The organism is Streptomyces sp. NEAU-174 (genome assembly GCF_052665095.1).
On sequence record NZ_JBQTCE010000006.1, the window covers coordinates 320,229 to 345,614 of the forward strand.

At 71.6% G+C, this 25,386-nt stretch carries 22 protein-coding genes and 1 pseudogene; 8 read left to right on the top strand and 15 right to left on the bottom strand.

The features are described from left to right. Nucleotides 1-60 precede the first annotated feature (60 nt). The 8 genes from menC to ACT2CW_RS19870 form a co-directional block, all read right to left on the bottom strand. Nucleotides 61-1,173 (bottom strand): o-succinylbenzoate synthase, encoded by a 1,113-nt coding sequence (menC, locus tag ACT2CW_RS19835; RefSeq protein ID WP_445517607.1) that lies wholly within the window; start codon nt 1,171-1,173, stop codon nt 61-63. Nucleotides 1,174-1,230: 57 nt separating this feature from the next. After that, nucleotides 1,231-2,010, bottom strand: a complete 780-nt coding sequence (locus ACT2CW_RS19840) for an SDR family oxidoreductase (RefSeq protein WP_086885466.1) — start codon at nt 2,008-2,010, stop codon at nt 1,231-1,233. Next, complete coding sequence (locus tag ACT2CW_RS19845) at nt 2,007-2,756, bottom strand: enoyl-CoA hydratase/isomerase family protein (protein ID WP_445517608.1); 750 nt, start codon at nt 2,754-2,756, stop codon at nt 2,007-2,009. Before ACT2CW_RS19845 ends, ACT2CW_RS19840 begins: the two co-directional genes overlap by 4 nt. Next, nucleotides 2,741-4,519 (bottom strand): 2-succinyl-5-enolpyruvyl-6-hydroxy-3-cyclohexene-1-carboxylic-acid synthase, encoded by a 1,779-nt coding sequence (gene menD, locus ACT2CW_RS19850; RefSeq protein WP_445517609.1) that lies wholly within the window; start codon nt 4,517-4,519, stop codon nt 2,741-2,743. Before menD ends, ACT2CW_RS19845 begins: the two co-directional genes overlap by 16 nt. A 17-nt stretch (nt 4,520-4,536) precedes the next feature. Continuing rightward, a complete protein-coding gene (locus ACT2CW_RS19855) occupies nt 4,537-5,979 on the bottom strand; it encodes a glycoside hydrolase family 88 protein (protein ID WP_445517610.1) in 1,443 nt (480 codons plus the stop codon). Nucleotides 5,980-5,997: 18 nt separating this feature from the next. Beyond that, nucleotides 5,998-7,125 (bottom strand): isochorismate synthase, encoded by a 1,128-nt coding sequence (locus ACT2CW_RS19860; protein WP_445517611.1) that lies wholly within the window; start codon nt 7,123-7,125, stop codon nt 5,998-6,000. A gap of 124 nt (nt 7,126-7,249) precedes the next feature. After that, nucleotides 7,250-7,372, bottom strand: coding sequence for a hypothetical protein (locus ACT2CW_RS19865; protein WP_445517612.1), 123 nt, complete (start codon nt 7,370-7,372; stop codon nt 7,250-7,252). Nucleotides 7,373-7,632: 260 nt separating this feature from the next. Then, a complete protein-coding gene (locus tag ACT2CW_RS19870; protein ID WP_445517613.1) occupies nt 7,633-8,766 on the bottom strand; it encodes an FAD-dependent oxidoreductase in 1,134 nt (377 codons plus the stop codon). Between ACT2CW_RS19870 and ACT2CW_RS19875 the strand changes: the two are divergent. From ACT2CW_RS19875 to speB, 3 genes and pseudogenes are all read left to right on the top strand, one after another. Beyond that, nucleotides 8,765-9,333: pseudogene (locus ACT2CW_RS19875) on the top strand (TetR/AcrR family transcriptional regulator). The gene ACT2CW_RS19870 and the pseudogene ACT2CW_RS19875 overlap by 2 nt on opposite strands. Before the next feature lie 158 nt (nt 9,334-9,491). Next, a complete protein-coding gene (locus tag ACT2CW_RS19880) occupies nt 9,492-10,355 on the top strand; it encodes an IclR family transcriptional regulator (RefSeq protein ID WP_445517614.1) in 864 nt (287 codons plus the stop codon). 273 nt (nt 10,356-10,628) lie between these two features. Then, complete coding sequence (gene speB, locus ACT2CW_RS19885; RefSeq protein WP_445517615.1) at nt 10,629-11,627, top strand: agmatinase; 999 nt, start codon at nt 10,629-10,631, stop codon at nt 11,625-11,627. A gap of 291 nt (nt 11,628-11,918) precedes the next feature. On the opposite strand, the gene ACT2CW_RS19890 is transcribed toward speB, so the two are convergent. The 3 genes from ACT2CW_RS19890 to ACT2CW_RS19900 form a co-directional block, all read right to left on the bottom strand. After that, complete coding sequence (locus ACT2CW_RS19890) at nt 11,919-13,283, bottom strand: MFS transporter (protein WP_138910388.1); 1,365 nt, start codon at nt 13,281-13,283, stop codon at nt 11,919-11,921. 60 nt (nt 13,284-13,343) lie between these two features. Then, nucleotides 13,344-14,822, bottom strand: a complete 1,479-nt coding sequence (locus ACT2CW_RS19895) for an NAD-dependent succinate-semialdehyde dehydrogenase (RefSeq protein ID WP_445517616.1) — start codon at nt 14,820-14,822, stop codon at nt 13,344-13,346. A 175-nt stretch (nt 14,823-14,997) separates the two neighbouring features. Next, on the bottom strand, nt 14,998-15,870 hold the full coding sequence (locus tag ACT2CW_RS19900; RefSeq protein WP_445517617.1) for an IclR family transcriptional regulator: 873 nt from the start codon (nt 15,868-15,870) through the stop codon (nt 14,998-15,000). Nucleotides 15,871-16,080: 210 nt separating this feature from the next. Here ACT2CW_RS19900 and fae point away from each other — a divergent pair, with 210 nt between their 5' ends. The 5 genes from fae to ACT2CW_RS19925 all read left to right on the top strand — a co-directional run bounded on the left by fae (nt 16,081) and on the right by ACT2CW_RS19925 (nt 21,474). Beyond that, a complete protein-coding gene (fae, locus tag ACT2CW_RS19905; RefSeq protein WP_445517618.1) occupies nt 16,081-16,620 on the top strand; it encodes a formaldehyde-activating enzyme in 540 nt (179 codons plus the stop codon). After that, nucleotides 16,617-17,729 carry a mandelate racemase/muconate lactonizing enzyme family protein gene (locus ACT2CW_RS19910; protein WP_445517619.1) on the top strand — a complete coding sequence of 371 codons (1,113 nt, stop codon included), beginning with the start codon at nt 16,617-16,619 and terminating at the stop codon, nt 17,727-17,729. The genes fae and ACT2CW_RS19910 overlap by 4 nt, the downstream gene beginning before the upstream one ends. Further along, on the top strand, nt 17,726-19,246 hold the full coding sequence (locus tag ACT2CW_RS19915; RefSeq protein ID WP_445517620.1) for an aldehyde dehydrogenase: 1,521 nt from the start codon (nt 17,726-17,728) through the stop codon (nt 19,244-19,246). The genes ACT2CW_RS19910 and ACT2CW_RS19915 overlap by 4 nt, the downstream gene beginning before the upstream one ends. A gap of 76 nt (nt 19,247-19,322) precedes the next feature. Then, complete coding sequence (locus ACT2CW_RS19920) at nt 19,323-20,258, top strand: NAD(P)-dependent oxidoreductase (protein ID WP_445517621.1); 936 nt, start codon at nt 19,323-19,325, stop codon at nt 20,256-20,258. A 46-nt stretch (nt 20,259-20,304) separates the two neighbouring features. Continuing rightward, nucleotides 20,305-21,474 carry an iron-containing alcohol dehydrogenase family protein gene (locus tag ACT2CW_RS19925; RefSeq protein WP_445517622.1) on the top strand — a complete coding sequence of 390 codons (1,170 nt, stop codon included), beginning with the start codon at nt 20,305-20,307 and terminating at the stop codon, nt 21,472-21,474. Between the two features lie 165 nt (nt 21,475-21,639). Here ACT2CW_RS19925 and ACT2CW_RS19930 read toward each other — a convergent pair whose 3' ends face one another. The 4 genes from ACT2CW_RS19930 to ACT2CW_RS19945 all read right to left on the bottom strand — a co-directional run bounded on the left by ACT2CW_RS19930 (nt 21,640) and on the right by ACT2CW_RS19945 (nt 25,343). Continuing rightward, entirely contained in the window at nt 21,640-22,098 is a 459-nt protein-coding gene (locus tag ACT2CW_RS19930; RefSeq protein ID WP_138913397.1) for a MarR family winged helix-turn-helix transcriptional regulator, read from the bottom strand. Between the two features lie 102 nt (nt 22,099-22,200). Continuing rightward, entirely contained in the window at nt 22,201-23,064 is an 864-nt protein-coding gene (locus ACT2CW_RS19935; RefSeq protein WP_164422513.1) for an SAM-dependent methyltransferase, read from the bottom strand. Between the two features lie 99 nt (nt 23,065-23,163). Further along, nucleotides 23,164-24,429 (bottom strand): amidohydrolase family protein, encoded by a 1,266-nt coding sequence (locus ACT2CW_RS19940; RefSeq protein ID WP_445517742.1) that lies wholly within the window; start codon nt 24,427-24,429, stop codon nt 23,164-23,166. Between the two features lie 5 nt (nt 24,430-24,434). Beyond that, on the bottom strand, nt 24,435-25,343 hold the full coding sequence (locus ACT2CW_RS19945) for a UbiA family prenyltransferase (protein ID WP_164422510.1): 909 nt from the start codon (nt 25,341-25,343) through the stop codon (nt 24,435-24,437). Between the last annotated feature and the right edge of the window lie 43 nt (nt 25,344-25,386).

Consider the following 25,386-nt stretch of genomic DNA (forward strand, 5'->3'; position numbering starts at 1 on the left):
GCCCGGGCATCATGTACGGACGTGCGGCCCGGGCATCATGTACGGCCCGCTCCCCCGTCCTCAGGCCGTCACCTGGACGTGGCGCCGGGTGTGCGCCTTGAGGAAATCCTCCTTCACCTCGTACGGCACGGCTGCGGCCGGTACCTCGATCAGGCCGTCCACCGCCCGCGTCTCCGGTGTGACGATGTCCTCGCCGAAGTACTTGTCGGAGCCGGAGTTGTCGCCGGGCAGGGTGAAACCGGGCAGCGCCGACAGCGTCACATTGGCGGCTCTGCTGATGCCGAAGTCGTGCATGCCACCGCACCACACGGGCACCCCGGCCGCGACGCAGGCGTCATGCACCCGGACGGCCTCCAGGAGGCCGCCCAGGCGAGCGGGCTTGATGTTGACCACGCGGCAGCTGCCCAGCGCCAGCGCCTCCCGCGCCCGTCCGGCCGAGGTGAGACTCTCGTCGAGGCAGAGCGGTGTGGCCAGCTCCTTCTGGAGCGTGGCGTGGTCCAACAGATCGTCCCAGGCCAGCGGCTGTTCGATCATCATCAGGCCGAACGCGTCCAGATCACGCAGCCGCGGAAGGTCCTCGAGGGTGTAGGCGCAGTTGGCGTCGGCCATCAGCGGCAGCTCAGGGAACCGGTTCCGGATCGCCTCCAGCACGTTCACATCGGCGCCCGGGCCGATCTTGACCTTCACCCTTTGGTAGCCCTGCCCGACGTACCCCGCGATGGTGTCGCACAGCCGGTCGTGGTCACTGTCCATCCCCACGCTCACGCCGGAGGGGACATGGGTGCGCGCCGCGCCACCGAGCAGCGTGGCCAGCGGTCGGCCGGTGGTGGCGGCCAGCAGATTCCACGCGGCCATCTCCAGGCCGCACCGGGCGAAGTTGTTGGCCTTGACCCGGCCGTAGAGGGCCGTGAACTCCTCGATGGTGTCCCAGGGGCGGCCCACCACCGCCGGGGCGAGGAAGTCGCGGGTCACGGACCACACCGTGTCGGTCGTCTCGCCCAGGTAGTACGGGTCCACCGGCACCGGTGCCTCGCCCCACCCCGTGAGGCCGTCGGCGGTGGTGGCGCGGACGACCACATGCAGCAGGGTCTTGGCGCTGTGGGTGCTGGCGGTGAAGCCGTGGGTGAGCCGCAGCTCCACCACGGAGAGGTCGAGCCGGTCGATGCGCGGCACGGAGGTCCCCTTCCCCTCGTCGGGAGATGGCGTCGTCGAGAGATGACGTGATGGTGTCTAGGGCCTGAGGGTGGAGCCGCCGTCCACCGTCACGGTGGTGATCGTCATATGGGCCGCCTGATCGGACACCAGGAAGCCGATGACGGAGGCGATGTCCTCGGGCTGGGCCAGCGTGCCGCGGGGGATGCCCACCCGATGGCGTTCGGGGTCTCCGTGCAGCAGCGCCTGTCTGCGGCCGGGCAGATGCGCGTTGGCGCGGGACATCGGGGATTCGGTGGTCCCCGGCGCCACGACGACGGATCGCACGCCGTGCCCGGCGAGTTCCAGTCCGGCGCAGTTGGTGAGGTACTGGGCGGCCGCCTTCGAGGCCCCGTACAGCCCCTGGTCGTACTTGACGATTCCGGCGCTGTTAGACGCCACGGTGATGACGCAGCCGCGTCCGCGCCGCGCCATCCGCCGACCCACCGCACGGACGCAGTTGAAGGTCCCCCGGACGTTGACGCCGAACACCCGCTCCCACTCGGCGTCCTCCTGCTCGGTCAGCGGGGCGGTACGGCCGAGCACTCCGGCGGCGTTGACCAGGATGCCGATCGGGCCGAGCCGATCCTCCACGTCCTGGACGGCCCGTTCCACCTCGCCGGAGTCGGTGACGTCGAGGCGTACGGGGTGTGCCATGGCGCCCAGTCGCCGGGCCACGGTGTGTGCCCCGTCCTCGTCGATGTCCGCCACGGCCACGACCGCTCCCTCGGCGGCCAGTTGATGTGCGGTGGCGGCGCCGATGGCTCCTGCCGCGCCGGTGACCAGGGCCGTGACCTCGGCTATGCCGGTCAGCCTCATGCTCCTCGCCCCGTTTCCCGCTGCGTTCCCCGTAGCGTTTCCGGCTCGGGGCCGGGGAGGGACTCCGCGGCCCGCAGCTCGGCGTCGATCCGCGCCAGCACCCCGGAGAAGCGCTGGAGCCGGCTTTTGAGCAGCGCCGTCGTGCTCGGGTCGTTGGCGGAGATCTCGGCGGCACACGCGGTGGCCTCCGCACCCGCCCGGCCCGGTGGTACGAGCCGCTGCAACAGCCCCAGCCGGTAGGCCTCGTGTGCCGTCACCCAGCGGGCGGTCAGGAGCAGATCCTTGGCGGCGCCCAGGCCGACCAGCCCGATGAGTTTCGCCGCCCCGATGGGGACCCCCAGGCGGGCGCCCGGGAAGCGGTACGCCGAGTCCTCGGCGCCCACCCGGATGTCGCAGGCGGCGGCCAGCTCCGCACCGGCGGCGACACAGCGCCCCTCGATCGCGGCCACGGTCGCCTTGGGCGCCGCTGCCACCGTCCGCTGCAACCGCGCGAAGACCCGCAACCGGTCCGCGCGGCCCTCGTCGCCCAACTCCTCGTCGCGGTCGCCCCCGACACAGAAGTCCGGTCCGCTGCCGCTGAGGACGAGCACCCGTACGGCGTCATCGACCAGCGCGCCTTCCACGGCCTGAAGCAACCGCGCGGCCGCCTCGGTGGTCAGCGCGTTGCGCACCCGGGGGCGCTCGATGCGCAGCTGTGCCACTCCGGTGGCGCGGTCCCGCTCGACGCCGATCACCGGGGTATCCACAGCTCTTCGAGGGCGCGGGCCACGGTCCGGTGGGTCCGGTCGTGCACCGCGACATTGGCCGTGCGGTCGGTGCGCAGATGGATCATCGACACGCCCGGCGAGCCCACCTTTTCCTTCAGCGCGGACCGCAACTCCCCCTCATCAGAGGGGCGGACGACACCGACTCCATACGCGGCGGCCACCGCGCACACATCGGCGGCCTGCGGGGTGCCGAAGAGCAGCTCGAAGGTGTCCTCCGGAAGGTGTGACGCCTGTGGCAGGAACGAGAAGATCCCGCCCCCGTGGTTGTCGACCACGACCAGTGTGCAGCTCATATCCGGCGCCTCGGCGGCGCCCAGCAGCGCGCCCGCGTCATGGAGGAAGGTCAGATCGCCCAGGAGTACGGCCACCGGACGCCGGGCCGCGGCCACGCCGAGCGCGGTGGCGATCGTGCCGTCGATCCCGTTGACACCGCGGTTGGCCAGCACGGCGGGGGGACGGTGGCGGGGCGCGGCGAACCACTCGAGGTCCCGTACGGGCATCGAGGACCCGACCACCAGGGTCGCCTCGGTGGGCAGGGCGTCGAAGAGCGTACGAGCCACTCGCGGTTCGGTGAGGCCGGCCCGGCCGTCCAAGGCATCGGCCACGGCCGCCTGCGCGGTGGCTTCGGCCGAGGCCCACGCGGTGCGCCACTCCGGCTGTGCCGGGGGTTCCGGCGCCGACTCGGCCACGGCGCGGCACAGGGCCGTGGGATCGGTGCGCAGCACGGTGGCGGCCAGCCGGTCCGGGTCGCGCCACCGCCAGTCGGGATCGACGAGCACATGCCGGATGCCGGGTTGCCGCAGCCAGTCGGCCACCGCCCGGGAGGCCCAGCGCTCCCCGAGATGCACGACCACCTCGGGGCGCAGCCGGTCCCGGGCGTGCGGGCTCCGCAGGATGGCGTCGGCCGCCGCCACGGTGCCGGGGCCCGGTGTGCGGGCGCCGGAGCGCGGATCGGCCAGCACCGGCCAGCCCAGTGCCGCGGCGGCCGCGTGCACGGCGACCGGATCGCCCGCACCCGCGCCCACGAGCAGGACACCCCGCTCGTGCCCGCCCGCGACGTCGGCCACGTCCGCCGGGGTGGCGGTCGGGACCCGGCGGCCGACGTGGTGCCAGGGCCGCCCGTCCGCCCGGCCGGGAGGCAGCGGGCCGGGCCGTGCCACCAAGGGGTCGCGAAAGGCCAGGTTGAGGTGGACGGGGCCCGGGCCCGAGGGTCCGGCCTCGGCCTCCGCCACGGCGCGCGCGGCGAGGGAGCGCCACATTCCGTCCTGGCTCCGCTCGGGAACCGCCACGGCCGCGGCCCAACGCACCGCCGATCCGTACAGGCCCGTCTGGACCATGGTCTGCGGGGCGCCCACTCCCTGTAACTCCGGTGGACGGTCGGCGGTGCACACCACCATCGGCACCCCCGCCAGATCGGCCTCGGCGACCGCCGGATGGAGCTCGGCCGACGCCGTACCGCTGGTGGTGACCACGACGGTGGCGCGCCCGGTGGCACGGCTCAGCCCCAGGGCGAGGAAGCCCGCCGCGCGCTCGTCGAGGCGTATGTGCAACCGCGTCCGGCCGTCCTCGGCGAGGGCGAGCGCGAGCGGGGTGGAGCGGGAGCCGGGCGCGATGACGGCGTCGCTGAGCCCCGCGCGGACCCACTCGTCGACGAGGGTGGCGGCGAAGGCCGCCTGAGCGCCGCCCTCGATGTCCGGGGCCGCCTGAGCGCCGCTCTCGGTGTCGGCTGCGTATCGGTCCATGGATTCACGGCCCGCCATCAGCGTGTCCAATCCTTCACCGCGCCGAGCCGGGTCAGCGCCGCGCCGAGCTGGCCCAGCAGTCCTGAGCCGACGCCGGAGAGCATGCGGTAGCCGCTGCGCTGCAACTCCTCCCCGCCCTTGTTCGACGGGGAGGAGCCGTCGAGCCAGCCGTCCGGTGTCAGCCGGTCGCACAACACCTCCCATGCCTCCTGCGCCACCACGCCCTCGCGATCGGCGGCGAAGCGGCCGCGCTCCACGCCCAGCGCCAGGGCCGCGGCGATACCGGCGGATCCGCAGGTCTCCGCCCCGGTGGCGGGCTCCGCCAGATAGCAGTCCCAGATACCGGCCGCGTTGCGCCGGGACACCGCGAGCCGGGCGGCCCTCGCGGCCTCGTCCCACAGGTCCTCGGTGTCCGGCCGGTCGCCGAGCTCGGTCAGGGTGCGCACCAGGCCGAGCAGATACCAGGCGTACGCCCGAGCCCAGTTGCGGTAGACGCGGCTGCCGTCCGGCAGCAGCCTGAGGTAGAGGTCGTCGTCCCATGTCAGCCGCCTGCGCCGTACGCGAAGCTGACGGATGGCCGCCTCGCGCAGCCGGGTGTCCCCGGTGGCCTTCGCGAGGACGGCCATGGGGTAGCCGACCGTGTAGCACCCCTCGGCGGTGGTCGGTGCGTCCTTGACGCATCCATGGGGATCGGTCCGGGCATTCCAGGACTCGACGGCCAGCCGGAGCGTGGGATGCTGCGGATCCCGCTTCGCGATCACCGCGAAGGGGAGCGTGGCCTCGATCCCGTACACCCGGTCGTTCGCGGGGCGGCCGCGCGGATCCTCGTAGCGCAGCCGGGTGCCGTGGACATAGACGGCGAGGTGGTCGCGCAGCGCCGTCTCGGCGCGGGTGTCGCCGGGGAAGGTGGTGTGCAGGTCGTACAGCGCGTCCAGCACACATCCCTCCATCCACCCGAACGGTTGCACACTGGCCGGGCTGGTGAGGTGGCGGTGGAGTGCGGCGGCCGGAGCCGGTGGGTCCTCGTCCGCCAGCAGCAGCGCGGGCCGCCGCTCGACGGGGGCCTCCGGGCCGGAGAAGATCCACAGTGGCTCGGTGGCCGGTTCGGGGGTGAGGGTGAGCCGTACGCCCTCGTCCAGCACGGCCCGTACGGCCTCGGTGTCCAGTGGCAGATCGTAGGGCTGGTGGCAGTCGGCGTACCGGATGTCGAACGAGCCGAGCGGCCGGCCGGTGCCCGCCGAGACGGCCTCGACGCGACGGACGTCCCGCACGTCGCAGGCGACGAACAGGCGGAGCCGGCCCGGGGAGAGGGGTGCCGTGGAGTGCCACCTCAGCACGGTGGACGCCTGGCCGCCGACGATGGCCGCGGTCGACCAGGTCAGCGGGGTGCGCCGGTCCGAGGGGAAGGGAACGCCCGGCGCGTCCACACTGCTCGCGGGAATGTGATGTGCGCTTGCCATTGATGATCCCTCGCCTGTTCAGGGCGCAATGAGCGCGGGCAGAATGGCGCCCAGCTTCGCGCGGGTCTCGGCCAGTTCCTCTTTCGGATCGGAATCGGCGACAATGCCGTTCCCGACATACACGGTGGCGTTTTTGCCATGTATCTCGGCGCACCGAATGGTCACGCAGAGACAGCCGTTCCCCTCCGCGTCCACCCAGCCCAGCGCCCCTCCGTAAAGCCCTCTGTCCCAGCCCTCCAGACGTTCGATCACTTCGTACGCCTTGTCGCGGGGCCATCCGCACACGGCGGGCGTCGGATGAAGCATGGCCGCCAGTCGGAGAAATGGCGGGTGGTCGGCTTTGAGCTCGGCCCGGACCCGGGTCATCAGATGCTGCACGTTCGCCAGTTTCAGCGTCTCGGGCCGCTCGTTGGCCTTGATCCATGTGGTGCTGGGCGCCAGGGCGTCCAGCACCGCCTCGCGCAGGACCCGGTGCTCCTCCTGGTTCTTACCGGACTCCTGGAGCCAGGACGCGAGCCGGCGGTCGGACTCGGCGTCGCCGCCACGGCGGATGGTGCCGGCCAGGGCACGCGACTCCACCATCCGCCCGCGCTTGGCGAGCAGCAGCTCCGGACTGGCTCCCACCAGGCCGAAGGCGGAGAACAGATAGGCGGAGGGGAAGGTGTGGGCCAGCCGCCGCAGCACCACGGACGGCTGGATGTCCGTATCGCACTCCATCTGGATGCGCCGGGCGAGCACCGCCTTGCGCAGCTCTCCGCGGCGCACGGCACGCGCCGCGTCGGCGACGCTGCCGCACCACTGCTCCGGCGGTTCGCTGGGCCGCAGCGCGAACGCGCCGGGTTCACCGCTCTTGGCTGAAGGGACCGGCACCGAGGCGAGGAGGCGACGGTGGTCGGGCGTCTCCTCCAGGCTCAGTGTCCGGGCCGGAACCGCGAGCCGGATGGGCTCCTGGCGCTGAAACGGAAAGGCCACGAAGCCGATTCCCCCACCGGCCGCCAGCGCTTGGGCTATGTCTTCCCCGGAATCGACCAGATGGTGTGCGATGGGTTCAATTCCGAGGAGCGTGCGGTCCGGCCCGGAAAAGAATAATCGGCGATTATCCAAAAGGTCGATCGCGTCATCGACGACTTCTTGCGAACGTGCCACCAACGGAACGCCCCCGTCCGTTCTGGTAGAGATATGATCTTTTGCGCAAAGCGTCCCAACAGCCTCGCATTGACCGGTAAATGCGTCAAGAACCAGCCAATGCGATAGCTCACGTGATGGACACTTACGCGTCCTCGGGGCGGCCCGGGGCCGCTCCGCCGGCCAGCAGCCAGTACGCGGTGGTGCCGTTGATCGGGATGTACGTGCCCAGGATGTTGGCCAGCACGTAGCCGACGGTCCACAGCACGGTGAGCGAGTCCAGCAGGACACAACCGGGCGGCGGAGGCGACCGCGATGAGCACGAAGTTGTAGAGGTAGAGCTCCTGGCGTCCGATCACATCCGCCACCCGCCCCAGCAGGATGCTGCCGAAGAACAGGCCGATCAGGGCGGACGCACCGAGCAGACCCTGCCAGACGCCGGACAGACACATGGTCTCGCCGAGCGCGGGCAGCACCGCGCCGATCAGTGGCTCGGTCGAGGCGGAGCCCGACCCGGACGCCGGATCCTCATTCCTGACGGTGAAGATCCATATGCGGGACGAAGGCGGGTAGCGCGGCGAGGCTGTGGCGCACGGCCTCGCCCCCGTACTCGAACATCTGCCGCTCGTAGTCGCCGACCGCGCCGAGGAGGTCTTGGCGGCGCTCGACGGCCTCGATCAGGCAGCGGCGCAGCAGGTCGGCGTCGTGCAGGGCGGTGTTCGCGCCGTTGCCGCCGGTCGGGGAGGTGGCGTGGATGGCGTCTCCGAGCAGCGTGACCGGACCGGGCGCCCAGCGCTCGCGGGGCTCGACCACCCGGATGGACAGCAGGGTGCTGTTGTCCGGGTCGGCCTGCTCGATGAGCGCCCGCAGGTCCGGATGCCAGCCCTCCATCCTGGACAGCGCGGCCTCCTGCGCGGTCGGGGCGCCGAGCGAGCCGTTCGGTGGCAGAAGCATGGCCCAGCGCACGTAGTCGCGGATATCGGGGAGGGTCACCTCGGGCGCCAGTTCCTCGGCCGCCCGCTTCGGCGGGGTACGGAAACGCATCGCTCCGAGCATCAGGCTCACCCCGTCCCCGGCGATCTTCGAGCCGAAGGCCGGCTCCAGGGTGGCGAAGCGCTCGGTCAGCGGCGTACGGCCGATGACGAACCGGGCGCCGGTGTCGGTCGCGGTGGTCCGCGGCGAGAGCACCGCGCGGACGGCGGAGCCGGCCCCGTCCGCCCCGACGAGCAGGTCGGCGGTGGCCGGGGCGCCGTGCGCGAACCGGGCTTCGACCTTGCCGTCGTCCAGCACGTCGTAGTCAGTCAGCGCGGCCCCGGTGCGCACGGTGAGTCCGGTCAGCAGCAGGTGCCGCAGCACATGCCGGTCGATCACGATCCCGGTCCTGCCGGGGCCGAGCTCGCCGATCCGGTTCAGCCGCGGGTCCAGGATCAGCTGCCCGGCATGGGCGTCACCGACGATCGCGTCAAGCAGCGGGTGCCAGCGCGGCGGCAGACAGCCGCGCAGCGCCTCGAACCCCATCGGGCTCAGCACGAGCCGATAGCCCTGGAACCGCGCGGTGATCGCCGGGTCCCGCTCGTACACGTCGGCCGCGATCCCGGCACCACGCAGCCCCTGCGCCAGGCACAGACCCCCCAGACCGGCCCCGACCACGGAAACTCGCATCACACAGCCCATCACGGTCGACCGGATCACCGACGCCGCCCTGCAAGTCGTGGCCGCCGAGGGCTATGACGCGCTGACCATCCGTCGAGTCGCCGCGGTGCTCGGCACCGGGCCGTCGTCGCTGTACGCGCACATCGTCAGCAAGGAGGACATCGACGATCTGCTCATCGGCCGGCTCTGCTCCGAGGTCGTGCTGCCCGAACCGGACCCGGCCGAGTGGCGCGAGCAGATCCTCGACGTGTACTCAAGGAAGGGCTTCTGGCGATCCTGCTCGCCGGCGGAATCGAGCCGCGGAACGCCGCCTGGGCGCTCGATGCCCTGTCCCTCTACGTCAGCGCCTACACCCTGGAGCAGTCGCTGGTCCAGCAGCGGCGCGGACACCCGGACCAGGAATGGGTCCTTGGCCGCGAGGAGCTGATCCAGCGATTCACCGCACTGCCGGCCGACACGTTTCCGCAGACCCGGCGCCATGCCGCTGAGCTGACCTCCGGCACCGGACACGACCGGTTCGACTTCACCCTCGGCCTGGTCCGGCCGGTCCAGCTGACGGCGGATCGCCCGGCATGAGCACTCCCCGGAGGCCGGGTGGGAGGGCTTCGTTGCCCGGTTCTACGATCGGACACGACCAAGGTACGTGCACGGGCCAGCAGTTGCCCGGCCGGCTGCGTCGTGCCACGCGGAAGGGCGGCCGCCTGTGGCGGCGGGGGACCACAAGGATGTGAGACGTGAGTGAACGCCGGACGGCATCAAGTGCCTCGCCGGCCGTGGGGCGGGCGCTGGATGTCCTGCTGCACCTCGCCGGCCGCTCGGGGCCGGTTCGGGCATCGGCGCTGGCCAGAGACCTGGGGATGCCCCGGTCTTCGCTCTACCACATCCTCGCGGTCCTGGTTGACCGCGGGTTTGTCACCTATGTCCCGGAGGAGCAGGCATACGGTCTGGGCGTGGCGTCCTTCGAAATCGGCTCCGCCTACTCGCGGCACGAGCCCCTGAAGCGACTCGCCCGCCCCATTCTGCGCAACCTGTCGAACCGGCTCGGCCAGCCGGTGCACCTGGGCATCCTCTACGGCGCCGAGACGGTCTACCTCCTCAAGGAGCGGCCACCGAGGGGCCATCCCGGGTACACCGATGCCACGCCCGTCACCGACGTCGGTGTCCGGCTGCCGGCCCATCTGACGGCCAACGGCCGTGCGATCCTGGCTCACTCCGGCGAGGCGCACCTCCGGGCGGTCTTCCCACGGCCGGGAGATCTCGTCACCCGCACCGGCAGAGGGCCCCGGTCGCTGGCGGAGCTGCGGAGCCTGCTGGCGCGGGACCGTGAGCGCGGCTGGTCGGAGGAGGTCGAGCTGGTCTCCGAGGGGCTCCGGTCGATAGGGGTGCCGGCGTTCGACCACAACGAGCGGCCGATAGCGGCCGTCAGCAGCACATGGCGGCGCCACTACCACCGTCATGAAGTGGATCATGTGCGGGACATCCTGCAACAGGGCGCGGCACGGCTCACGGCGGCGGTGGCGGGCCACGCGCCCCACGCAACTCATGCATCCCACGCACCCCACGCGCCCCACGCCCACGGAACGGACGGCGCGCAGTGAGCGGCCGTCGCAGACGTCTTCGCCATATGGCGGAACGATGAAGGCCCACTGACCAAGGCGTTCACGGAACGGGTTTCTCGGATCCGAGAAACCCCGACCGCCTGGCTGGCTCCTGGCGTATGCGCCACGTGTCATGGGCACGGAACCTCGCTGATCGTCCACGCACCACGGCCTCCCACGGGCCGGCACTCGCCCACAGCTCAACTCCCCCACAGACGCACTCCCCCACGCAGCTGTACTCCCCCCACACAGATGAAGGATCCGGCACCGACCATGACCGCGAACCCTCCCGACGCCAGCAGGCCCGTCCCGCCCCAGGAGACCGACGCCACCTTGCACTTCACGGGCCCAGCCACGTTCGGCCGCGTCCCCCGCCTGGACCAGGTCGACACCGCGGACATCGCCGTGGTCGGGGTGCCGTTCGACGCCGGTGTCTCCTACCGGCCCGGGGCCCGCTTCGGGGCGAACGCCGTCCGGGAGGCGTCGCGCCAGCTGCGCCCCTACAACCCGGCCATGGACGTGTACCCGTTTCACTACGCCCAGGTCGCCGACGCCGGTGACATCACCGCCAATCCGCACAACATCGACGAGGCCGTCGAGAACATCGAGGCGGGCGCGGACGCTCTGCTGTCCACGGGCGCGCAGTTGATGACCCTGGGCGGCGACCACACCATCGCGCTCCCACTCCTGCGCTCGGTGGCCCGCCGCCACGGCCCGGTGGCACTGCTGCACTTCGACGCACACCTGGACACCTGGGACTCCCACTTCGGCGCCCAGTACACCCATGGGACCCCGTTCCGCCGCGCGGTCGAGGAGGGCCTCCTCGACACCTCAGCGCTCTCCCACGTCGGCACCCGCGGCTCGCTGTACAGCAAGGAAGACCTCGACGAGGACACCAAGCTGGGCTTCGGGATCGTCACCGCGGCCGATGTGATGCGACGTGGGGTGGACGAGGTGGTGCAGCAGCTCAAGGAGCGCATCGGCAATCGGCCGCTGTACATCTCCGTGGACATCGACGTCCTGGATCCCGCACACGCCCCGGGCACCGGCACCCCCGAGGCGGGCGGCCTCACGTCGCGGGAGCTGCTGGAGATCGTGCGCGGGCTCGCCGATTGCTATCTGGTCTCCGCCGACCTGGTCGAGGTCGCCCCGGCGTACGACCACGCCGAGATCACCTCGGTGGCCGCCTCGCACACCGCGTATGAGCTGATCACCCTCATGTCCCGGCAGATCGCCTTCTTCCGCTGGGTGGAGGAGAACAAGCCGTCGTAATGGTTCCTGCACTGGGAACTGGCGTCACAACTGGCCACCGCCTGCCTGCGGGTGAGGAGGTGGCGCGGCAGGCCGGGTTCGGCTCCTCGGCGTCGCTGCGCCGGGTATTCGGTCCATGGGGGGCCCGCGGGGGCCCAAAGGAAACGGCCCTCACCGACGGGGGAACGGCGAGGGCCTACGTTCAGTGTGGCACGAATCAGCGCGGAAGAATCCGTTCCGAGCGACAAACCTTGCATATATCTGCCCGCCCGGTGTGCGCGATCCGCACACCGGGCGGGCCGGCATATGCCGCTACGCCCCTTCGCGGGCCGTGCGCGCCGCGCGGGCCAGGTCCAGGTCGGTGGTCTCCGGTGCCAGGAACTGTGACACGACGGCGCCGACCACCAGCACTCCGGCGCCGACCAGGAGCACGAACTCCGCCCCGAAGTGGTCGAGCCCCATGGGCAGCAGGAACGTACCGATCGCGGCACCCACCCGGCTCATGGCCGTGGCGAAGCCGACACCCGTGGTGCGCAGGGATGTGGGGAACACCTCCAGCGGATAGACCGCGGTCAGCGCGGAGGAGGCGGCGTTGAGGAAGATGAAGAACAGGAAGCCGGTGACGATGACGGGCGTGGAGGACGGCCACACCGCCACCAGGGCCAGGCACCCGGCCGTGATCCAGAACGGCGGGATCAGCAGCCTGCGGCGGCCGATCCGCTCCACGACCAGGCATCCCGCGGTGACACCGGCCACGGCGGTGAAGGAGTAGACGAGCAGCGCCGCCACCGCGTTGTCCCCCATGTGCAGAGCCTCGAAGACATCCGTCCAGAAGGTGCCGATGGCGAAGTACGGCAGCACGAGGGCGGCCCAGAAGACGCTGGCGAACACCGTGGAGCGGATGTGCTGCCGGCTGAAGAGCGCGCGGAACCCGTCCCGCCGCACTTCGTCGCGCTCGTCGAGTTCCGCGGCGACATCCACCTCGATGCCGTACTTCTCGATCAGCGCCTCCGCCTCGTCCCGGCGCCCCTGGCTCAGCAGCCAGCGCGCGGACTCGGGGATGCCACCGCGCAGGGCCACACACACCAGCGCGATCACCGCACTGCTCGCCAGGGACCAGCGCCAGCCGCCGTCGACGGAGGTGAACAGCGCCCCCACGACCGTGGCCAGCGCGTACCCCAGGTACCAGCTGATCTCCAGGCTCGCCAGCAGCCGTCCGCGGCCACGCCGGCCCGCGTACTCCGACAGCAGCGGCGCGCCGATCGCGTACTCGCCGCCGATCGCCACCCCCATCACCAGCCGGATGAGGAAGAGCTGTGTGCCGTCCGCGACGAAGAACTGGAGCACCGAGCCGACCAGGAAGATCAGCATGTCGATGAGGAACACCGGCCGGCGTCCGAACCGGTCGGCCAGCCGGCCGAAGAGCGGTCCTCCGACGAAGATGCCGATCAGCGGTGCGGCACCGACCAGCCCCTGTTCCACGGAGGTCAGATGGAGGTCGTCGGTGATCGCCCCCATCGCCAGGCCGATGCCGCCGATGATGTAGCCGTCGATCCCCTGACCGATCTGGGTGGCCAGCTTCAGCTTGGTGTGCAGCCGCTTCCGTTCGCGTTCGGTGGCGGGTGCGCCCGGCGGTGTGCTGGGCTCGTTGTGCTCGGTCACAGGCGTCGTTGCCATGCGCGGGTCCTTACTGGGGACGGGGAAGGGGGAAGCGGTGGCGGGGAGGGGAAGGGGAAGTCAGCCGGTCGGCCAGTCGAGGGCGATGTACTGCGTCTCCAGGAACGCCTCGATGCCCTCGCGGCCGCCCTCCCGGCCCAGACCCGACTGCTTGACGCCGCCGAAGGGCGCCGCCGGGTCGGAGAGCAGGCCACGGTTGAGGCCGACCATGCCACTCTCCAGACGTTCGGAGATGCGCAGGGCCCGGGCCACGTCGCGCGAGTAGATGTACGAGGCGAGACCGTGCACCGTCGCGTTGGCGCGGGCCACCAGCTCGTCCTCGTCGGTGAAGGTGGCGAGGGGCGCGACCGGCCCGAAGACCTCCTCGTTCATGATCCGGGCGTCCTCGGGGACGTCCACCAGGACGGTCGCCGGATGGTAGCAGCCGGGGCCCTCGGGCACGCGGCCCCGCGCGGCGACCTTCGCGCCACGCCCGACCGCGTCGTCGACCAGGGACCGGATGGACTCCACGGCGGTCCGGTTGATCATGGGGCCGAGGGTGACGCCCTCCTCCAGACCCGCTCCGGCGCGTACCGCGGTCATGGCCGCCGCGAACTTCTCGGTGAACTCGGCGGCCACGGACTGGTGGACGTAGAACCGGTTGGCGGCGATGCAGACCTCGCCACCGCCCCGCATCTTGGCGTCCATCGCACCGCGCACCGCGGCGTCGACGTCGGCGTCCTCGCAGACGATGAAGGGGGCGTTGCCGCCCAGTTCCATGGTCACGTTGACGACGTTCGCCGCCGCCTGCTCCAGGAGTTTCCGGCCGGTGGCGGTGGAGCCGGTGAAGGAGAACTTGCGGACCCGCTCGTCGCGCAGCCAGACCGAGACCACCTCGGGCGCGCGGTCGGTGGGCAGCACGTTCAGCAGCCCGTCGGGCAGGCCCGCCTCGCTCAGCAGGGCGGCGATCGCGAGGGCGGTGAGCGGGGTGTCGGGGGCCGGTTTGAGGAGTACAGGGCAGCCGGCGGCGAGCGCCGGGGCGATCTTCCGGGTGGCCATCGCGGCCGGGAAGTTCCAGGGGGTGACGAAGGCGGTGACGCCCACCGGGTGCCTGCGTACGACGTGCCGGAAGCCGCCACCGGGTGCGTCGCCGAACGAGGAGCCGATCCGCACCGCCTCCTCGGCGAACCAGCGGAAGAACTCCGCCGCGTAACCGACCTCGGCCACCGCGTCCCGGTACGCCTTGCCGTTTTCCAGGACGATCAGGCGGGCGAGGGTGTCGGTGTGTTCGCGCATCAGGGCGAAGGCGGTGTGCAGCACCTCCGAGCGACGGCGCGGTGGCGTCGCCCGCCATCCGGCGGCGGCCTCCTGGGCCGCGTCGACCGCCGCCACGGCGTCGCCCGGGCCCGCCGCGGACACCTCGCGGATCGGCTCCGCGGTGGCCGGGTCATGCACGGGAAACGTCCGTCCGTCCTCGGCCGCGCACCAGCGGCCGGCGATGAACACATCGCCTTCGGCGAACGGCGCCTTGACGAGGGTTTCTATGCCGGGGAGGTTCATGAGCTGCTCTTTTCTCCGTTCCGAACGAGGGCTGGTCCGGTTCGCGGTGAATTTACGAGCGCGTCATACGGCCGACAAGGCCGCTTCTCGGATCGCAATGGTGGTTGCTGTCAGGGCAACTCACCGCACACGAAGGGGAGGGGACGGGCGGGGCGGCCACCCGGCTGGGACGTCCTCAGGTGAGCCGTGCCCGGGGGAACGGGGTGTGCCGCGGCTCCCAGCCCAGCAGGGCGGAGACGCGTGCCGCCGCCTTGGCGGTGGTGCGGCCCGCCTGGTCCAGGCGGTCGCCGAGCCGGGACTTGGGCGCCGAGATGTTGATCGCCGCCACGACCCGTCCCCGGAAGTCGCGCACGGGCGCCGAGACCCCGACCAGACCGGCCTCGAACTCCTCGCTGACCCTCGCGTACCCCTGGCGCGACGCCTGCTGGATCAACGCCCACAGCTCGGGAATCGGCGGCGTGGAGGTGATGCCGAAGCGGACGTACAGCTCATCGGGTGTGGCATCGGCCAGCAGCACACGCCCGGCCGAGGTCTGCCACGCGGGCACTCCGCGCCCCTCCCAGCCGTGGACGCGGAAGGAGTGTCCGGAGACCGAGAGCAGGGTGAGCACCTCGCGGTCGCTCAGGACACACAGATGGCTGGTCTCCTCCACGTCCGCCGACAGCGCGTGCATCACCGGCTCGGCCATGCGCACCAGCCGGTTCTGCGAGGTCCGCGCGACCAGCGAGAAGAGCCGCCAGCCCAGCCGGTACTCCAGGGTGTCGGGGTCCCGCTCCACGATCCCCGCCGCGGCCAGGGCCTTGAGGGCCCGCGAGACCTGGGTCTTCTCCCGGCCCACCAACTGCGCCAGGCGCACCACGCCGAGTCCGCCGGCGTTCTGGGCCTCGTCGGAGGCGAGCGCCTCCAGCAGGTCGATGTCACGGCGCAGCCCGTGGCCGCGCGGGGCGGTGGTGTCTCCGGGGCCGGAGGAGTCGGGCCGGGGGCCCGCGCCGTGCGGATCGGCCGGGTCCTCGGGGCCGTCGGTGCCGCGAGGGGGGAGGTTGGTCACGCGCGCCATCCTAAGGGCGCGCATCTGGGAACCCCCAGGTCAGCCGCCGGGTTGTCGGGAGAGCAACCGGCATTTCGATTCGAGCCGGTGCCTTGCGAGGGGGTGGCGGCGGTTCTAGATTCGCCGCATCGGACCGGATGAACTGCGGTGAATGCGAGGTTCATCCCGGCGGTCCGCCGATTCCCCGCTCCCGGAGATCCAGGAGATCCCATGCCATCGCCTTTTGCCCCGACCGCCCTGATCGGCGAGTCCTTCGTCGGGGAGGGTGCCAACGCCGCGCACACGAACGTCGTGATCGGACGCAAGGGCGGACCCGTCGAGACGGCCTGGGCCACGGCGCTGGCCACGCCCAGCGCCGGACACGTCCCGTTCCTGACGATCGTGCGGCCCTCCGTCCCGGTGAAGCCGCTGACGCTGTTCGTGACGAAGGCCGCCGCCGACGGTGAGCTGCACCAGCGCGCCACATGGGGCTCCGCCCAGGCCGGTCTGGCGCAGGGTGTCACGGACGCGGTCCGGGACGGTCTGCTGCCCGCCGAGGAGGCCGACGACCTGCTGATCATCGCCGCGATCTGGGTGAACCCGGCGGTCGACGACCTGGATGTGTCCTTCCGCAACCAGCGCTCCGCCGCGTACGGCGCGGTGCGGGCCGCGGTGAACGCCACCCCGACCGTGGCCGATGTGCTCGCCACCGCTGAGGAAGGCCCGGCCAACCCGTTCTACGCCCCCACCCCCGAGGCGCTCGCCCGATGAAGATCACGGACATCACCCTGGACCGGCTTCGGCTGGAGCTGGACCCGCCGTTCCGGGCCGCCTGGGACCCCGAGCCGAGGCGCCACTTCGACGCCACCATCGTCCGCGTCCACACCGACGAGGGGATCACCGGCATCGGCTCCGGTGACCTCATGGACGGCTTCGACACCTACAAGCACCTGTTCGTCGGCGAGGACCCGCTCGACATCACCCGGCATGTCAAGGCCATCGAGACCGCGAACTTCCACGGCGCCCACTACTGGCCGCTGGAGGCGGCGCTGTGGGACATCATCGGCAAGGTCCACGGCCGCCCGGTGGCGGAGCTGTTCGGCAACGCGGCCAAGAAGCTGCCCGCCTACGCCTCCTGCGGTGAGCTCAAATCGCCCGAGGAGCGCGTGGCCACCGCGCTGAAGGTCCGCGAGGTGGGCTTCCGCGCGATGAAGATCCGCATCGACCGCAGCCGGGTGGACGAGGGGATCGCCGCGGTCCGCGCGGTGCGCGAGGAGCTGGGCGCGGACTTCGAGATCATGGTGGATCTGAACCAGTCGTGGCGCATGGCGGGCGACACCGCGGGCGCCACCGACCTCGCCCGCACCCGCAAGACCATCGCCCGGCTGGCCGAACTCGATGTGTTCTGGGTCGAGGAGCCGCTGCCCTACTGCGACGTGGCGGGCTTCAAGCGCCTGCGGGCCGAGAACCCCGGGGTGCGGATCGCCGCGGGCGAGATGCACCACTCCCCCACCGAGCTGCTGCGCTACCTCGAAGAGGACGCCCTCGACATCTACCAGATGGACGTGGTGCTCGCGATCGGCATGCACCGCGCCCGCACCCTGGCGGAACTGGCACAGCTCAAGCACCGCCACTTCACCCCGCACAGCTGGACCAACGGCATCGGTGTGCTCGCCAATCTGCATGTGGCGGCGGGAGTCGGCGGCGGCCCGTACTTCGAGTTCCCCTACGACCCGCCCGGGTGGACCCCCGAGCGCCGGGACTTCATGCTCGCCGACCCGGTGCGGGTGGGCGGCGACGGCGACCTCGAGGTGCCCGCGCGGCCGGGCCTCGGCATCGAGCTGGACGAAGACGCGATCGACCGGTGGAGGATCACATGACGCACGGCATCGACGCCCTGCTCTCCCGCAACCACGGCCAGTGGCTGGCCGCGGCCGACCAACTGACCTTCGAGACAAGGCCGTTCATCGACGGCCACTTCACCGACGTGCTCTCCGGCGACACCTTCACCAGCCACTCGCCGCGCGACGGCGCGGTGCTCGCCAAGGTGCAGGCGGCCGGTGCCGAGGACGTGGACCGTGCCGTACGCGCCGCGCGCGCCGCCTTCGAGGACGGACGCTGGCGTGACCTCCCGCCCAAGGAGCGCAAGCGCGTCCTGCTGCGCTGGGCCGACCTGATCCGGGGACACGCCGCGGAGCTGGCCCTCCTCGACACCCTGGAGATGGGCAAGCCCATCACCGAGTCCGTGCGGATCGACGTGGACAAGGCCGCCGAGACCATCGCCTGGTACGCCGAGGCCATCGACAAGACCTACGACGAGGTGGCGCCGACCCCGGGGGACGCGATCGCCCTGATCACCCGGGAGCCCCTGGGCGTCGTCGGCGCGGTCATCCCGTGGAACTACGCGCTGCTCATCGCCAGTTGGAAGCTGGGCCCGGCCCTGGCCACCGGCAACAGCGTCGTGCTCAAGCCCGCCGAGCAGACCTCCCTGGCCGCCCTGCGGCTGGCCGCCCTCGCCACCGAGGCGGGGCTGCCGGACGGGGTGTTCAACGTCGTCCCCGGACGTGGCGAGGTCGCCGGACAGGCGCTGGGCCGCCACCCCGAGGTCGACAAGATCGCCTTCACCGGCTCGGTGGAGGTGGCCCGGCTCTTCCAGGTGTACGCCGGCGAGTCCAACGGCAAGCAGGTGGCCGTCGAGGCGGGTGGCAAGTCGCCCCAGCTCGTGCTGGCGGACGCCGATATCGAGGCCGCCGCGTCGGCCGTGGCATGGGGTATCTTCTACAACGCCGGGCAGACCTGCAACGCCGGTTCCCGCGTGGTGGTCCACGCCTCCGTCAAGGACCGGCTCCTGGACGCCGTGCGCCGGATCACCGAGGACACCTTCCGGATGGGCGACCCGCTCGACCCGGCCACCGTCATGGGTCCCCTGGTCGACGAGAACCAGCTGGCCTCGGTCCTCGGCCATATCGAGCGTGGCGTGGCGGACGGGGCGACCGTGGTGTTCGGCGGTGGGCGCACCCTCACCGAGTCGGGCGGCAGCTTTGTCGAACCGACCGTCCTGGACGGGGTGGCGAACACTTCCGCCCTCGCCCAGCGGGAGATCTTCGGCCCGGTCCTGGCCATCGTGTCCTACGACGGCGACGCCGACGAGGGGATCCGGCTGGCCAACGAGAGCGACTACGGGCTCGTCGCCTCCGTCTGGACCCGTGACGTGGCCGTCGCCCACCGCGCCGCCAAGCGGCTGCGGGCCGGGACGGTCTGGATCAACACCTTCGACGCCAGCGATGTCATCACCCCGTTCGGCGGCTTCAAGGCCACCGGCGCGGGCCGTGACAAGTCCCTGCACGCTTGGGACGCGTACACCGCGCTGAAGACCACCTGGGTCAACCTGGCCTGAACCGGGCCCTGTTCAGGGTCACCTCCACCACGCCCGTCTCCCCTTACTTTCTCTTCTCACCACAGCGAGGACAACGATGAGGATCGGTTTCATCGGCCTGGGCAACATGGGCCGCCACATGGCCCGCCATCTGATCCAGGCGGGTCACCAGGTCACCGTGCACGACATCCGTCCCGAGTCCGCCGCGGAGCATCTCGCGCTCGGCGCCGGATGGGCCGACACGCCCGCCGCGTGCGCGGACGGCGTGGAACTCCTGATCACCAGCCTGCCGACGCCGCGTGTCGTCGAGGACGTCCTGCTGCGGGGCGGCGGCGCCGCGGCCCTGGCGCCGGGGGCCCTGTGGATCGACATGTCGACCTCGACCCCGGCGGTCGCCGAGCGGATCGCCGCCGAGGTGCTGGACGCCCGGAAGGTGCGCCGGCTCGACGCACCCGTCTGCGGGATGTCGCACGGCGCCGACTCCGGCACCCTGCAAATCTTCGTCGGCGGTGCCGAGGACGACTTCCGGGCCGCGCTGCCCGCGCTGGAGGCGATGGGCGACCCGCGGCGCATCCTGCACGTCGGCCCGCTCGGCGCCGGTTACACGGTCAAGCTGCTGCTCAACCTGTTGTGGTTCAGCAAGCTCGTGGCCACCTCGGAGGTGTTCGCGATGGGCGCCAAGGCGGGCGTCGACCTCGGTCTGCTGCGTGATTCCCTGCTCAAGAGCTCCGCCGCGTCCTACTTCCTGGAGCACGACTTCATCCGCATCCTCACCGACGGCGACTACGACGACTCCTTCGCCATGGTCCTCGCCTGCAAGGACCTCGGCCTCGCCATCGACCTCGGCCGCGACCTGGGCGTGCCCACCGAACTGTCGGCGGTGGTCGAGCAGATCTTCCGCCGCTCCAGGACCGAGCACGGCGATCTCGCGGGCGAGATGAGCCCCGTCCGCCTCTACGAGGCCCTCGCCGGACAGGAGTTCCGGCTGGCCCTCCAGGCCACCGCGCCGGTGGACGCGACCGTCGCGGTCTGACGACGAGCGAACGCCACCCCGCCCCACGACGTCAGGAGCCGCGCCCATGACCTCTTCCGAGCCCGGCGGACCCACACCGCTGAGCATCGACCCCACCTGCCGCATCGAGTTCGGCCCCGGCCGCATCGGCCGGCTCCCCGCCCTGATCGCGGCGACCGGCCACGATCGCGCCTTCGTCGTCACCGACCGCGGCCTGCGCGCCGCGGGCGTCCTCGAGCCGGTCCTCAAGGCCCTCGAAGCCGCCGGGCTGGAGTACGCCGTCTACGACGAAGTGGCGCCCAACCCGTCCACCGCCAACGTCGACGCGGGTGCCGCACGGGCCCGTACGTTCGGCACCGCCGCCGTCGTCGCCCTCGGCGGTGGCTCGGTACTCGACGCGGCGAAGGGCATCGCCCTGCTGGTCGGCAACCCGAACGCCGTGGCCGCCGACGCCGACGACCTCTGGGAGGCGGACGACGGGCTACCGCTCGTCGCGATCCCCACCACCTCCGGCACCGGGGCCGAGACCAACGGCTTCGGGGTCATCGAGTCCACCGCGGCCTGCCGCAAGGTGTACATCGGCCACCCGTCGGTGAAGCCGCGCGTCGCGCTGCTCGACCCGGAGCTCACCCTGGGCCTGCCCGCGCCCGCCACCGCCGCCACCGGTATCGACGCCCTCGTGCACGGCATCGAGTCGCTCGCCTCGCGTGGCGCGAATCCGGTCTCCACCGCCTATGCCACACAGGCCGTGGCCATGGTCAGCCGCGCCCTGCCCGCCGCGTACCGGAACGGCTCGGACCTCGACGCCCGCGCCGAACTGATGCTGGGAGCCCATCTCGCGGGCCAGGCACTCACCCTCTCCGGGCTCGGGCTCGTCCACGGCATCGGCCATGCGCTGACCGCGCACACCGGCACGCCACACGGCGTCGCCCTCGCCGCCGTCCTCGAGGAGGTGATGGAGTTCAACGCTCCCGCCGCACAGGGCGCCTATGAACAGGTGGCGCGGGCCATGCGCCTCGCCCCGCCCGCCGACGGCGACTGGGCGCGGGCGGCCATCGACGGGGTGCGCGAGATCGCGGGCGCCGTCGAGGTGAAGCGCCCCCTGAGGACGCTCGGCGCCGACCGCGCCATGCTGCCCTCCATCGCCGCCGGGGCGGTGGCGGACGCGGTGACGAAGAACAATCCGCTGTCGCCCGATGAGACGCAGGTCCTGCACATCCTCACCACCACATACTGATCGCCACCAGGCCGCCACGACCACGCGGACGCGAAGGGGCGCGGGGCTGTGTCGATGTGCGGCTCCGCCGCGGCTGTGTCGATATGCGGCTCCGCCGCGTGGGCGACCAGCCACGATGCGGCCGCGGACGCACGACGGCATTTCGCGGCACTTCCCGCGGAGCGCTCAGTGGTGCCAGGCGTGCCCACCCGTGTTGTGGATGAAGCGCTGCAACACCTTCATGGTCGTCAGGTACTCCTCGTCGGAGATGCCCGCGTGCCGCTCCGCCCACAGCTCGTCCTGGAGGGCCGCGGCCTTGTCGTACAGGGCCCGGCCCTCCTCCGTGATGCGCAGGCGCCCCTCGGCGTCCTCGGTGATCCAGCCCAGGGCGATGGCCCGGTCGATCTCCGCCTCCATGACCTCCGGACCGGCGTCGAGATAGTTGCGGAGGAGGCCGGACACCTCACCGCGGGTCTTGACGGTTTCGGCGCGTGCGACCTGCGCGATGACCCACCACTGTGGCTGGGTGACGCCGATCCCGGCGAGAGCGGCCTGGATGCGGCTGACCACGGCCTTGTACGCCGCCCAACTCCAGTATCCGATGGGCTGCTTGATCAGTTCGGCGTCGCTGTGGGAGTACTCCACGGCCGGTCCCTCCGTCATTGTGTGAACTCGATTGACGATGGGATCGACCGTAGAAGTTCAACCCAAGTTGAAGTCAAGGAGAGCGCCTAGGGTGGCGGTCGCTCAGCGGTCGGCCGTCAGCAGCCGGACGCGGCCCGTGCCGGGGAGGGCCGGGTCGAACGCCGGGGGGACGGGCCGGGCGTGGCGCTCCGCCAGGTCGGTGAGGGCTTCTTCGGCGGCGCTCCAGCCGTGGCCCGCGAGCCAGGTGGCGGGAGGCTGCGTCATCTCGTTCTTCCACAGGGAGGACAGCATGCCCATGATGCCCTCCGGTGAGGCGGAGGCCGCCTCCTGGGCCTGGTCGGTGTTCACCATCTCCCGGGTGACATGCTCCACCCCGAGATGGCTGCCCGGCGCGGACAGCGCGGTGATCCGGTCGAGCAGATGGTCCGCGTCGCGCTCGGGCAGGTAGACGAGTATCCCCTCGACCAGCCAGGCCGTCGGCACGTCCTCGCGGAAGCCCTGCTTCGCCAGCAGCGCGGGCCAGTCCTCGCGCAGGTCGGCCGCGATCACCTCGCGCTCACAGCGCGGCTTCTCGCCCTGGAGGACGTGTTCCTTGAAGTCGAGCACATCGGGCCGGTCCAGTTCGAAGAGGCGTGTCCCGTCCGGCCAGTGCAGACGGAAGGCACGGGTGTCCAGGCCCGCCGCGAGCAGGACCGCCTGGCGGCAGCCCGCCGCGCACGCCTGCATGAAGTAGTCGTCGAAGTACCGGGTGCGCAGGGCGAAGTAGTCGCCCAGTGCCTCGGTGAACAGACTTCCCTGCCCCTCGGTCCAGACCGCCCGCTGCTCGGGGCCCGCGGCGTCGACGAAACGCGTGGCCAGGGTGTCCTCGAACAGCCGGTCCGGGCGCCGGCTCTCGTCCGCGCGGGTGATGCCCACGAACAGCGCGGTGCTGCTGACTCCCGCCAGGCGCTCGTGTCCGTCGGTCACGTGGTCCTCCGCTTCATGTGGTGGTGTCTCATGTCGTCTCTCCCGTTCATGAGCGTGTCGTTCCGGGGAGAACGCGCTCACGCGCGTGTCGCGCCCCGCTCATGTGGCGGTGCGCCCGCGGTACGCCTCGCGGTCGAAGCGGACGCCGCCGCGCCAGATCGCCTCGATCGACCGGGTGCGGGTGATGTCCTTGGTGGGGTCGCCCTCGACGAGGACGAGGTCCGCGCGCCGACCCGGCGCGATCACCCCGCGGTCGGAGAGGCCGAAGTGCGCGGCGGGTGCCGAGGTCGCCGCCCTGAGCGCCTCCGCCGGAGTCAGTCCGGCCTCCACGAGGAGGGCCAGCTCGGTGTGGAGACTGGCGCCGTGGACGACCGGGCAGGCGCGGTCCGGCCGGTAGTTGGTGTCGGTCCCCGCCAGCACGGGCACCCCTGCCCGGTGCAGCCGGGCCACGCTCGCCAGGGCGTGGGTGAAGTGGTGTTCGGCGGAATCCTTCTCCACGCAGAGGCCCTCGCGGCCTTCCGCGATCGCGGTACGGGCGTGATCCGGGAGGTAGCCGACGATGCGCGGATCGGCCGACAGCGACCGTCCGGTACGGGGCCGGGAGGAGGTCTCCGGGGCGGACGCCTCCAGCATGGCCAGGGTGGGGATGGCGACCCGATTCTCGTCCGCGGTCCGGCTGACGAACGCGTCGTCCAGAGCGGCTTCCAGCGGAAGGTGCGTCAGCATGTCCACACCGCTGTCCAGGGCGAGTCGCGCGGACCACCCGGCGGACACATGAGCCACGGTGAGCAGGCCACGGCGGCGCGCGGCTTCGGCGAGCGCCGTCACGGTCGCCCGGTCCAGGGCGGGCAGCGACATCCCGTGGTTCGCGCCATCGTCCACGATGATCTTGATGAAGTGCGCGCCCTCCGCCTGTCGCGCGGCCACGAAGGCGTCGGCCTCATCGGGCCCGGCCACCGTAGGCAGCAGCGGCATGGCATGGCCGGGGTGCCCTCCGGGTGCGCTTGCCACCAGCCCCGAGCTGCGCATATCGGCGAGGTCGGCACGCTCGCCCGCCGCCGTGCACAGGGCCTGGGTGAGCTCCGGCGGGCCCATGAACATGTCCAGCTCGGTCGTCACACCGAAGGCCAGCGCCAGTTCGAGATTGCTCTCGGCGCCGAACACATGCGTATGCGCGTCGATCAGACCCGGCAGCAGCGTCAGGCCCGTTCCGTCGATCACATCGGCCGACGCCGATGCCCCCGGTGCCGCGATGGGCTCGGTCAGGACGCGTGTGATGACCCCGTCGGCGAACTCCACCGCCCCGGGGCCCAGCACCGCCGTCCCGTCGAAGATCCGCACCTTGTCGATGATCACCGGCCGCACCTCTCTCACCGTCCGATCGCGATCGCTGTGGAGCCGTAGAAACACAGCAGGTTGAAGAAGAGCACGAAGCCCATCGCCGGGAGCATCAGCCCGGATGGTTTTCTGCGCACGAGGAAGCGCCAGGCGCCGAGCGCGGGGAAGACGATGCTCAGCGCCGGCAGCAGGCCCCGCGTCCCGAACAGCAGCAGCCCCAGTGCCACCGCGCCCACGGCGAGCGCGAGGCACACGGCGGCGCTGCCGCGCGGGCCGAGCACCTCCGAGTACAGCCGTGCCTCCGGGTCCCGCCGCCACTCGGTCTTCCGCGCGAACTCGAACTGGAGGAAGGCGCAGGCGAACATGGCCATCAGCGGGACGGCCCGACCGTCACCGTCGATCGCGTCGCCGGTCAGCAGCGAGACATAGAGGTAGCCGGAGAGCAGCAGCTGCACCGGGTAGCTGACGAGGAGGTTGGCGATGAGGGCCTCGCCGAGCCGCGGCGACCAGCGCTCCAGCGCGACCAGGAACAGCGTGTAGCCGAGGGCGAGCAGGATCAGCAGCACGGAGAGGGCCGAGACGAGTGCGTTGAGCACGACGACGACCACCGTGATCAGCGCCATGGCGCCGCGCAGCTCCGCCGCCGTGATGGCGCCGGTCACCAGCGGCCGGTCCGGGTTGTGCCGGCGGTCGTACTCCAGGTCCTTCTGCTCATCGACCATGCGGGCGAACAGCAGGGCCAGCACCACGCTCACCGCGCGCACCACGGTCGCCCCGGAGGGGGTCCAGTGCGAGGAGGGCCCGGAGAGCGCCTCGGCCGAGCCTTCCAGGGTCAGGGTCCACAGCACGCCGTAGGTGACGTAGATCTGCGGGCGGAACATCCGCAGCACGAAACGGCCCAGCCGGGCCGGCACGCGGGAGGCGGTCAGGACATCGCTCAACGCCGCCACCGTCTCCCGGACCTGGGACGGCCGAGCGTGCCGG